Source organism: Phycisphaerae bacterium (assembly GCA_017999985.1).
GTDB lineage: Bacteria > Planctomycetota > Phycisphaerae > UBA1845 > Fen-1342 > JAGNKU01.
In genome coordinates, this window is record JAGNKU010000011.1 from 150277 (window position 1) to 161447 (window position 11171).

At 66.7% G+C, this 11171-nt stretch carries 7 protein-coding genes and 1 tRNA gene; 4 read left to right on the plus strand and 4 right to left on the minus strand.

Annotated features, from left to right (window positions below; genetic code table 11):
• Positions 1 to 136: 136 nt before the first annotated feature.
• Positions 137 to 2611: an NPCBM/NEW2 domain-containing protein gene (locus tag KA383_15205; GenBank protein ID MBP7747464.1), complete on the minus strand. Its 2475-nt coding sequence runs from the start codon at positions 2609 to 2611 to the stop codon at positions 137 to 139.
• 451 nt (positions 2612 to 3062) lie between these two features.
• Here KA383_15205 and KA383_15210 point away from each other — a divergent pair, with 451 nt between their 5' ends.
• Entirely contained in the window at positions 3063 to 3980 is a 918-nt protein-coding gene (locus tag KA383_15210; protein ID MBP7747465.1) for a PEP-CTERM sorting domain-containing protein, read from the plus strand.
• 115 nt (positions 3981 to 4095) lie between these two features.
• Here the strand turns inward: KA383_15210 and KA383_15215 are convergent, their stop codons facing one another.
• From KA383_15215 to KA383_15225, 3 genes are all read right to left on the minus strand, one after another.
• Positions 4096 to 4266 carry a hypothetical protein gene (locus tag KA383_15215; protein MBP7747466.1) on the minus strand — a complete coding sequence of 57 codons (171 nt, stop codon included), beginning with the start codon at positions 4264 to 4266 and terminating at the stop codon, positions 4096 to 4098.
• Between the two features lie 143 nt (positions 4267 to 4409).
• On the minus strand, positions 4410 to 4889 hold the full coding sequence (locus tag KA383_15220) for a hypothetical protein (protein MBP7747467.1): 480 nt from the start codon (positions 4887 to 4889) through the stop codon (positions 4410 to 4412).
• A 1177-nt stretch (positions 4890 to 6066) separates the two neighbouring features.
• Positions 6067 to 6151 (minus strand) — tRNA-Leu (locus tag KA383_15225).
• Positions 6152 to 6276: 125 nt separating this feature from the next.
• On the opposite strand from KA383_15225, the gene KA383_15230 reads away from it, so the two are divergent.
• From KA383_15230 to KA383_15240, 3 genes are all read left to right on the plus strand, one after another.
• Complete coding sequence (locus KA383_15230; GenBank protein MBP7747468.1) at positions 6277 to 7467, plus strand: AAA family ATPase; 1191 nt, start codon at positions 6277 to 6279, stop codon at positions 7465 to 7467.
• Positions 7468 to 7740: 273 nt separating this feature from the next.
• Positions 7741 to 8919, plus strand: coding sequence for a PilT/PilU family type 4a pilus ATPase (locus KA383_15235; protein ID MBP7747469.1), 1179 nt, complete (start codon positions 7741 to 7743; stop codon positions 8917 to 8919).
• A gap of 331 nt (positions 8920 to 9250) precedes the next feature.
• On the plus strand, positions 9251 to 11171 hold a 1921-nt coding region (locus KA383_15240; GenBank protein MBP7747470.1), incomplete at its 3' end, for a hypothetical protein.

The following is an 11171-nucleotide window of genomic DNA, read 5'->3' on the forward strand; positions in this document are numbered from 1 at the left end:
GACCGTGTGAAGCCTGGTCCGAAGCCCTCACGGAAGCGTCGCGACATTGTGGCCCTGCTCCGATGAACCAGCGCGCTTGCGAGCATGGACCTGAGCGGCTGTGCGCACCATCCACGCGCCGGGCTGCGCGGCGCGCTCACCGCGCGCGATACGTGATCAGGTCGGAACTGTGCTTTTTCGGCAACGTGATCCGGAACTCCCGGGCGAGTTCGGCGCCGGTGAATGTACCCAGCAACCCCGTCGAGTCGGATACCACCTCGTACCGCGTGTTCGGCTGAAGGCCGCGGAGCGGCGCATCCACGGCCGGATACGGGCTCTCCGCCCGGCGGAAGACCAGCACCAGCCCCTCGTCCAGATCGGCCCGATGGTATTGCGCGCCACTCCAGTCCGTGCGGTCCCGCGAGTAGGGCAGCAACGGATACCACGCCCCGATCAACAGGTGACGGACCGCGAAATAGCGCTCAGCAAGCTTCTTCGCCCGGGCGTGGTCGAAGTCCGGCGCGTCGGCGATCCAGCCGAGACACAACGACGACGCCAGCGTCGAGTGAAACGAGTAGTCGTCGAGCCGATTGAGGTGGGCGACGACGGTGCTGTTCGGCAGGTACTGACTGACGCCCCACAGCGCGGCCTGGTCCGTATCGTCGTCAAACCAGTAGTCGGTTTTCTGATGCACATGCATGCGCATGATGGTCTCAAGGTCGATTCGATGGCCTCCCCCGGCACACTCCTCACGCACGCCATCGGGCCATACGGCCGCGAGGCGATCCCAGTACGCGTACAGCCCCTCAACGTACTTCATTTCCGTGACGCCCTGGCGGTCGGGCGCATCGCTGAAACGCCAGTACGGCAACGGATCGATCGTGAAATCCTGCCGGTAGAAACGAAAGCCCGGCAGGTCCATGTAGCCCTTCACAATGTTGAAGAAGTGCTCCCGCGCGGCGGGCAGACCGAGATTGAGCAGATACGTGTCGTCATCGCCCTCCTGGCGGCGCAGCAGCCACTCAAGATGCGCCTTATGGAGATCGGTGTGGGCGACGACGCGCTCCGGCTCGAACCAGAGGCCGTAGATCATGCCTCGCGCGCGTGCGGCCGCTGCCACCGGGCCCATGCCCTCGGGATACGCATCCTCGCGCGGAGTCCAGTTGCCGGCGCCGTGCGGCCAGCCGCCGCGGAACCAGCCTGCGTCGGTCAGCAGCGCCTCGAGACCGAGGGGCGCGTACGCATTGATCAGCGCAATCTGATTGGCGGCATTGCATTCGTTCAGCCAGCCGCCGCCGCGCGTGAAGCACGTGTTGCAGAAAAGCAGCGGGAGGACCGGCCGGTTGTCACGCTTCGCCGCGTAATGCTTGTAAATCAGCTCGCGAAAGCGGGCGTTCGCGTCCCAGCTCTCGCCCTCCCAGAACAGCACGAGCATCCGCGGCATCCGCACGCGCTCGCCGGGCCGCAGGCGGAAGTGCGTCCGCTCGAGGCCGGCGGTCAGGCGCAATGCGCGGCCGTCCGGACAACTCAACTCGGCGGCCCAGCACCCGGACCACCCGACGGCGACGATCGCGGACCCGCGCCCCGTGTCGATCTTGAAGAACGGGAAGTCGACCGCGCTGGAATGCCCCGTGCCGGCGGTCAGGCGCTGCGGATGCGCACGGTCGACCGTCACGTTGCACGCCGCGAACTGCGCCGGCGTCGGGACGCCGCCGTTCGTGCGGTGCAGGCGATATGGCACGCTCGTGGAAAGCGGCGAATCGAGCAGCAGATCGCACACGTTGACATCCTGGATGATGCCGGTATCGCTGTTCCCGGTGTTTTCCAGGTACAGCAGCCACTCCGCGGCGGGGAAGTCGGCGTAGCGGGTGACCTCGTACGTGACTTGCAGCCCCGTATCAGGATCCGTCCAGCGCACAGTCTCCCTGGATCGATCGGCATGGGGAGCAGCACCGGCTGTTTCGTGCTTCCACCCGCTCAACAACTCGGCGACAGGTCGGCCCGCGTAGGTAAAGGAGAACGGAAACGGCGGGCGCGCGCGGTCGCGGGCCGCGCGCGCCAGGTCGTCAAGCCAGTATTGCCGGCCGCTCTTCGTGGTAATCTGCGCTTCCGCCCAGTCGGCGTGATCGCACGCCGGGCCGTCGCCGCCGTCCCCGACTTCCAGGTCGAGCTCACGCATTCCGTCGCTGCGGACGTCCACGCGCTGCGCCTCCTCGCCGCCGCGCGCCGCCTCCGAACGATAGAGGCCCCGCGTGTCGCCTGTGACCGTGAACGTCACCGCTCCGGCGCCGCCGGTCGTGCGCTCGTTGTGGTCGACACCGACCCACGCGGAAAAAGCGATCATCGGTTCTTCCGACGTCACGCGAATGCGGCTGATTGAGTGCGTGCCGAGACCACGCGCGAACGTCCGACTCCCGATGCGCAGCGGCGTCCGCAGCACCGATTGTCCCAGCTCGAGCGCCTCGAAGTCCTGACGCACGAGCTCAAGACGCGGGCCCGTTGGCACGACCGCGCCCGGGTCGCGGAACGCCATGACTTCATCGCGCCACACGCCTGTTCCTTCGCGAGCACCGGCGACCAGCGCCGGTCCCGCCAACCCCGCCGTGATCGCAAACGCAAACGCTGTCCTCACGCTGGCCGTCCTCCGTGCTCGCTTGCGAAATGCGCTGCGGGTTGCGGTGCAGAGGCGACAATCGTTGCGAGCGGTCAATCCCGCCCGGCAATTCGCGGGGCCCATTTCGGCCTCAGCTTCGCCACGTCATCGCGCCCGGCGCAGCCACCATGCTGACACTGCGACCTGTTGCGCATCGCCACGGAACCCATCGCATCGCCCTACGATCGCCGCGAACGGGTACACGAATTGTGGGCCGCGGACGACATGCGGGTCAAGCCTCATCGCGCCAGCCGACGGGCGGTGTCCGGTGGCTCCCGCGCGCCCCGATGCAGACGGACCGCCGGCACCGAATTTCGCCGCCCATGCCGTCCGCAGCGCGCTACAATGCCGCATGTTCGACGTTCGGACGCGCGACCGGACAGCGCTCGAACGTAGTGGCCGAGTTTCAGAACCAAGTGGAGGAAGGAACATGCTCAGGAATCTCAGTAGCACAGTGGTGATATGCGCCCTCGTCTCATCAGCCCAGGGCAGCCCGACTCTCGACGGCGTTCGCGACGCGTCCTACGGCTCCGCAGCGGCAGTGCAGACGGTGCAGACCGGCTTCGGCGACGCCAACCCGAGCGGCGGCAGCGAGCTCGACGCCGCCTACGCCCGCGTCGAAGGCGGCACCCTGTACCTGCTGCTCACCGGCAACCTCGAGAGCAACTTCAACAAGCTAAATATCTTCATCGACTCGCAGGCCGGCGGGCAGAACGTCCTGCAGAACAACGCCAACTCCGGCGGGAATAACCCCGAGAACGACGGCTGGGCCGGCAAGTACGCCGGCTTCACGTTCGACACGGGCTTCCAGGCCGACTACCTCCTGATCCTGCGGAATGGCTTCTCCCCCGGCGCCCGCTTCGACATCGACTACGCCGTGGTCGGCGGCGGCCTCGGAAACTACCTGACGGCGGGTGATGTCTTCGCCGGCTCGCTCGTCGGCGCGAACGCCGCCGCCCTGCCCAACGGCATCGGCGTCGCCTTCGACAACAGCAACGTCGCGGGCGTCACCGGCGGCAGCGACGCCGCGAACCAGGCCGCTGCGGCCGCCGTCGCGACCGGCCTCGAGCTGTCGATCCCGCTCGCGGCGCTGGGCAACCCCGTCGGCGCGTTCAAGATCAGCGCCATGATCAACGGCAGCAACCACGACTACCTGTCGAACCAGTTTCTGGGCGGGCTGACGCCGCCGCAGGGCAATCTCGGCGGCGACGGCGCGGGCGGCTTCAACGGAACCGTCGGCCAGATCAATCTGAATAGCTTCGCCGGCGACCAGTATTTCACGGTGGTGCCCGAGCCCGCCTCGTTGGCGCTGCTCGGCCTGGTGTGCCTCGTTCGGCGCCGCGCTTGAGTCGTTACGGCTCAGCATGGCCGCGTTTCGGCGGGCGTGCGGACCTACACGCGCGACGACTGAGCGCCGTTCGTCCGCACACCTCGTGCAGCCGCCGATCAGTGCACGTGCGCCATCAGCCCTTCGCCGGCCCCGGCCCGGCTAGCAGGATCAACACGACATCCGTCAGCAGGATGGCGACGCCGGCCCGCCACAAAGTATCGCCGGTCTCGCCGCCGGCGAACACCCCGGCGGCTCCGAAGGCAACGATGCCAGCGAACAGCCCGATGATCTGGATGATCCGCATCAGTGACTCCCTCTGTCGCTGTGACGACGCAGTTTGCGTTTCGCTCCGGGGCCAATCCCGGGCGTGTACAGTGCGATCCACGACTCCGACAGCGGTGCGCCGACGCACGCGCAACGTCGTAGCCGCACGCCCGAGTCGCCCGCTTACCGCAGCGGCTTGCCGCCGTCCGGCGTCGCCCAAGCCGGCGGTTCGTCGTCCGGCCCGGTCGTGGCATGGGTCGTGAGGTCGACGGTCGCAATGACCCGGGACGTGTCGCGCTGCACGAACCACACCCTCCGTCCCGCCTCGTCCCGCCGCGCCTCCACGTTGTCGAACTGCCACTGCCCGCCCGGCACGCCGGCCTTGACCTCGACCGTCTTCACAGTCTGCTCGAAGGCAAGCAGCTCGCGGGGCTTCACGACAACCCGCAAGAGCTCATAGGTACGTTCCGGTTTCCCGGCATCGCGATCCCACGATCGGTCGCACGTCAACTCGATCTCCCGGCACTCATCGAGCCCCGCGCTGCACAGCGTCTTCATCCGGATTTGCGTGGCCGAACTCCCCGACGACGAGCACCCGACAGCCGTGAGCACCAATCCCGCCACCAATGCCGCCACACCGCACTGCGCTGCCTGCCGCATCATGCCTGTCTCCTTGTCTGAGCACCCGACCGCTCGAATGTCGCGCCGCTATCCCGTGCCGCTCACGACCTGTGCCGCCCGCGACCCGTCCGGCGACCGCCGGACCCGACGCGCCCTGAGTGCGTATCTACTTCTGTCGACACCGCCGCGCCCGGTCAACCGGCCCGTACAACTTGCGACAACCGCGACCTGGGTGCTCACATTGTGCCCACCGCGCACACATCTGGCCATCTTCTAAGTCGGGATTGCAACGCGAACCAGCGGACCAGCGTTTCGCTCGCGGCCCCCTTCTAACTGGCGTGCAACTCACCGGCGTCGCATCAGCATGCGCTCCTCTAGGCCCCATTGAGCAGTCCCGGTGACAGCGTCATCATCCTTACGGGTGCGGCTCGGCCCAGCGCCGTGATGGCGTGAGCGCAGCGCCTGCAGGCAGGTCGCAATGAGCGCGAACGGACCCACTCCCCGTCAGACCAGCGGACGGATAAGGGACGCGCGCGGTCGCCGCGTCACGCAACTCGACCCCGTTGCCCTTCATTTGCTTCGCCGCCACGACGTGGTCGCGGCCGACGCACTCCAGGCCATCGCCAACGAAAAGGAGCGTGCGCATCGCGGCCCGGGAACGCGTCGCCTTGGTCGGCGGTCTGTGCGGCGTGTTGCTCGTGGTCAGTTTCTTCACGCACGCATTGATCACCGGCGACATCCGCGACGCGCCGTAAGCGAAAACGGGGAGTTTGCTCTGGTTCTGCTCGGTTCCCTGGATCGTCTGGTTCGTCATCAAACGGAAACGCTTCGGCGCGGTCGCAGCGGCGATGCTCAAGCACCGCCACTGCCCACATTGCGGCTACGACCTGCGTTTGCTGCCCGCCGACCCGGCCAACGGCGCCACGTTCTGCCCCGAATGCGGCTGTGCGTGGGTGCTCGCTGCGGCGGACCATTCATCGATCGGTGCATACGAACCCCCCCGGCGACGGGCATCTCAACGACCTCGCCCGCACCTGAACGGCCCCATTGTCTGACGGGCGCGGCTGGCAGGCCGATGCCATCAGGTCCGGTTGCTCAACCGGTCCCAACTTCGGACGAGGAGGGGATCAGTTTGTGCACACCTGGCCCTCTCTCGTGGCGTGCATCCTACGAAAAACGGACGGTCAGCCTCTGGCTGGCCGCCCGTTTTTCATTGCCATGCGGCTGACTGGAGTCGAACCAGCACGAGCTTATCGCTCACAAGGACCTGAACCTTGCGCGTCTGCCAATTCCGCCACAGCCGCTCGATGTCCGCCGCGGGCCATTGCCAACCCGCCGCGAATTAACCATCATAAGGCATGCCCGGCAGGCGTCAAGCGCCGGGAGCCCTCGCCGCCCTACGCGGCACTTGCGCACGAGCACCAGCACCATGACCCAGGGAAGCCAGCCCGGTCTCTTCAGCCACCCCCGCCACACCGGCCGCCGCGTCGTCGTCACCGGTCAGGTCGGCGTCGACAAGAAACCCTTCATCGAAACCGTCGCGCGCCTCGCCGAATCCCGCGGCCAGGCCGTCCGCCGCTTCCACGTCGGCGACATGATGTACCGCGAGGCGCCCGACGTGCGCCCCGGCCGCATCCTCGACCTGCCCCTCGCGCGCCTCGCGTCGCTGCGCCGCTCCGTCTTCAAGGACATCCTCGCCGAGGTCGACCAGCACGAGACCGTGATCGTCAACACGCACGCCTCCTTCCGCTGGAAGCACGGCCTCTTCCCCGCCTTCGACCACGACCAGATGGTCCCCCTCGACGCCGACCTTTATATCACCCTCGTCGATAACGTCGACGCGATCCACGAACGCCTCACACGCGACTTCGACCTGCCCCACAACCTCAAGGACATCCTCGTCTGGCGCGAAGAGGAAATCCTCGCCACCGAGGTCCTCGCCAGCGCCGTCCACGGCCACGGCTGCTTCTACGTCTTCGCCCGGGGCGTCGAGAACCACACCGTCGAGTCGCTCTATCGCCTGATCTTCAAGCCGGACACCAAGCGCGTCTATCCGTCTTTCCCCATGACCCACGTCATGGACATGCCCGACACGCTCGCCGAGATCGACGCCTTCCGCGCCACCATCGCCGAGCACTTCATCACCTTCGACCCCGGCGACATGGACGAGAAACGCCTGCTCTCCCACGCCGCCACCGCGATGCAGGACGGCAAGACCCGCTTCACCATTCAGGTGCATGGCCGCCCGGTCGAGTTCGACGTCGCCGAGGTCACCAGCGTCGCCCGCGACATCGACGCCCAGATCTACGCCCGCGATTTCAAGCTCATCGACCAGTCCGACATGATTGTCAGCTTCATCCCCGAGCTGCCCAGCGGCAAACCCGGCCTCTCCTCTGGCGTCGAGCGCGAGCTCCAGCACGCCTTCGAGGGCACCAAGGAGGTCTACGTGGTCTGGCAGCCCAAGGTTGACCCATCCCCCTTCATCACCGAGACCGCCACCCGCGTTTTCGCGACCATCGAGGAGCTGCTGGCCCATTTCCAGAGCCTGGGTTACCTCGGCGCCTACCAAAAACCACTCTTCAAGCCCGGCGCCGCCCGCGACCGCGGCCGCTTCGGCTAGCACACTGCCTCGTTCAAAGTGGCTCACAAAACGGGTGGTGCGGGCGTCCCGCCCGTCAGTAGAAACGGGCAAGGTGCCCGTACTACCGGAGTTGCAGCCATTACGGGACGTTGCGCCACCCGTGCGTGCCCGCAACCGCGCACGACTCCGCCCTGGTCACCCGCAACCGCCACGCCCCGCCGCCGTACAAACTGTCGGCGCTCGCTTCGTTAGCTCAACGCTGCCACGCTCGGCGAGCCGGCAGCCGTTGGCTGGAGCGCGGAAAGGCGTACCATGCTCGATGTCGATTGGACCTCCATGAGCCCCGAAGCACTCGACGACGTGCTTGAACATCTGCGGGGTAACGGCGATACGGAGTCCTTCATGCCCTGCCCGGACCTGGTGAAGCTGCTGGAAGACGCCATCGCGCGGGAAGCCTCCGACGTCCACCTGTGCCCCGGATACCCGCCGACGTTCCGCGTCCACGGCCGCCTCCAGTCCATCGGCGACGAAGCCCTGACATCGGACGAGACCCGCCGCATGGTCGAGACGCTGCTCCCCGAGCGCTCGCGCAGCGCGATGGACGCCTCCAAGAACCTGGACTGCTCGGTCTCGCTCCCCTACCGCGGCGGCAACCACCGCTTCCGAGCCAGCGTATACCTTTCGCAGAAGCAGTGGTGCGCGTGCCTGCGCCACATTCCAAGTCAGATTCCGACGCTCGAGTGGCTCGGTTTTCCCGAGGAACTCGCCACACGCCTCGCGTCGCACAGCAACGGCCTCGTCGTCATTACCGGCGTCGTCGGCTCGGGCAAGACCGCCACACTGGCCGCACTGGTCAACCTCCTCCGCCGGGACACTGGCCGCCGGATCCTCACCGTTGAGGAACCCATCGAGTACCTGCATCCGCCGGGACTCGGCGGCATCGTCACGCAGCGCGAAGTCGGCCGCGATGTCGACTCGTTTGCCGACGGCCTCAAGCACGGCCTGCGGCAGGATCCGGACGTGATCCTGGTCGGCGAGATTCGTGACCGCGAAACGGCGCAAATGGCGATCAGTGCCGCCGAGACTGGCCACCTGATCCTAACGACGTTGCATACTCGCGACGCGAAGGGCGCCCTCACCCGGCTGGTCGATATCTTCCCTCAGGATGCCCAGGACGACATCCGCGCCCAGCTCGCCATGAGCCTCCGCTCCGTCGTCTGCCAACACCTCCTCCCCGCAGCCGACGACGGCGAACGCCGGGTGCTCGCGCTCGAGGTCCTCCACGTCAACCAGCAGGTCCAGGTCGCCATCCGCACTGGCAAGATCGAGATGCTCGAGTCCGCGATTCAGACCGGCAAGCGCGACGGCATGCTCAACCTGGACGACGATCTGCAACGCCTGGTCAAGGCCGGCCGCATCGCGCTCGCCACGGCGCGCCGCCTCGCCAAGCAACCGGACGCGATCGTCGGCACCCCCAATGGGTGGACGTAGCGGCAGCGACGTCGGCAACCATTTCCCGAGCTCCGTAAGCGCACAAAGTGCGGTGCGCGAAAATTCGCACCCGGCTCCGCGCGCTGCCTCGACGGGGTGGATTCAGCCTCCCACGGTCGGTATAATGCGGTATCCCGACATCGTTCGGTTCCGGGGAAATCTCGCATTCGCGATAGTACCCTGGAATGTGCGTGCATTTGTGACCGATTGAAGACTCGCAATCTCTGGCTCATCTCTCCGCCTGGAGTGTTCCCAGGCGGGCCGGAGCACTTGGCCGGCGGTCGGGCGCCGTCCGCAGTCGCAGTCACAACTCGAAGGAGGACAAGCGATTATGAAGAAGCTCGGACTACTGTGTACCTTGCTTCTGGGCGCAACGGTTGCGCTGGCCCAGGAACAGGCGGCGCTGCGCGACGTGGGCTTCGCGCAGGTCAGCGCCGGTGTGACCGCCCAGGATGCTCAACCCCAGTTCAACGTCACCGACGAAAACGATTCCGGCCGCGTCATGGCCTGGATCGACCGCAGCAACGCACGCGGCTCACGCTCCGGTGAATCATGCCCTGAAGGGTCTTACTACGGTCAGGATGCCGACCCGAGCTGCAACGGGTTTTGGTATACCGACCTCAACTTCTGCAGCGGCTCCCTCTGCGGACGCGTGCGTTACGACTCGTTCCCTCCGCCAGGCGTGAGCCCCGTGACCACCCCGATCGGCATCATCACCTGGCGCGGCTGCTTCATCGACAATGCGTCGAGCGGCTGCGACAAGCCGAACGCGACTTTCCGGATCCAGTTCTTCCCGACGGCCACCGGCGGCGGCCCCAATATCGGCGCCGCCTACCCCGCTGAGATCGTCCTGCCGGCTCGCGTCGACACCGGTGAAACCGCCAACTTCGGCAGCGGCAACCCGGCCACGATCTGGCAGTTCACGGCCGTCCTCGAAAACGTGATCCCCCTCCAGACCGGCTGGTTCTCCCTCACGTGCGTCACTCCCGGCGGCCTCTGCTACCACCTGATCGAGGATTCCGGCGAGGGCGACAGCCTGGTCTACGAAGACTGGGAGTCGGATGGCGTCAACCCGGTCGCGCGCTCCGGCGACTGCGACCTGAACTACTGCTTCGCCGAGAAGGTCGTCGGCGCTTGCTGTGACGATCGCACCGCGGAGTGCCTCAATAACAGCAGCGTACAGTACTGCGAAGCGCTGGGCGGCCGCTTTATCCAGAATGGTAACTGCTCCCAGTTCAGCCCGCCCTGCGGCGAAGGCACCGGCGCCTGCTGCTACGATGACGGCAACTGCAATATCACCACCTTTGGAGCATGCGAAGAAACCACTCCGCCGATCTGCTACGGCGACCTCAACTGCGACGGGCAGGTCAGCTTCGCGGACATCAACCCGTTCGTGCTGTATCTATCGAACAACCCCGTCTGGGTCGTGACGTACCCCGGCTGCGGTCCGCAGAACGGCGACATCAACGGGGACAACACCTTCCCGTCCTTCGGCGACATCAACGCCTTCGTCACGCTGTTGAGCACAAACTCACTACCGATCATCTGCGACACGCTCCGCGCTCAGGGCCCCTACTGGGCCGGCCCCGGCACCACCTGCGATCCGTGGCCGACCGGCGCGTGCTGCACCGTGGTCGTCCCGCCCGGTGCGGTGCTGGAGAACGAGCCCGACGATTGCGCGCCCGACGTCTTCAACGGCGGCTGCAATCTCGATACGCCGCTCTTCTCGCCGATCACCATCGGCACGACCGTCTACGGCGAGGCCGCGACGTTCGACGGCACGCGTGACATGGACTGGTACCGCTTCACGATCGGCGGCGCCTCGCCGGTGACCATCAGCGTGGCCGTCGAGGCCGAGTTCGACCCGGTCATCTTCCTGCTCCGCGCAGGTCCGGGCGGCGTGAATGACTGCGACGGCTCGCGTGACGTGGCCGCCCCGGTCGCCGGCACCAAGTGTGTGCTCACCACGCTGACCAGCCGCTGCGTGCCTCCGGGCACGTACTACGCGGTGGTCGCGCCGGCGACGTTCTCCGGCATCCGCTGCGCGGAGGACTACAAGGTCACCGTGACGACCGCGGGTTGCGAGCCCTGCACGCTGGCGGCTTGCCCGGCGGGCTCCTATGTGGAGAACTCCACGTGCGACCAGGATCCGGATCCGAACGGCGGCTGCAACTCGACGCCGTACGCCTTCGAAACCCTGCCCTACACGCTGGGCACGCCCTTCACCGTCTGCGGCACCATCTGGGCCAACG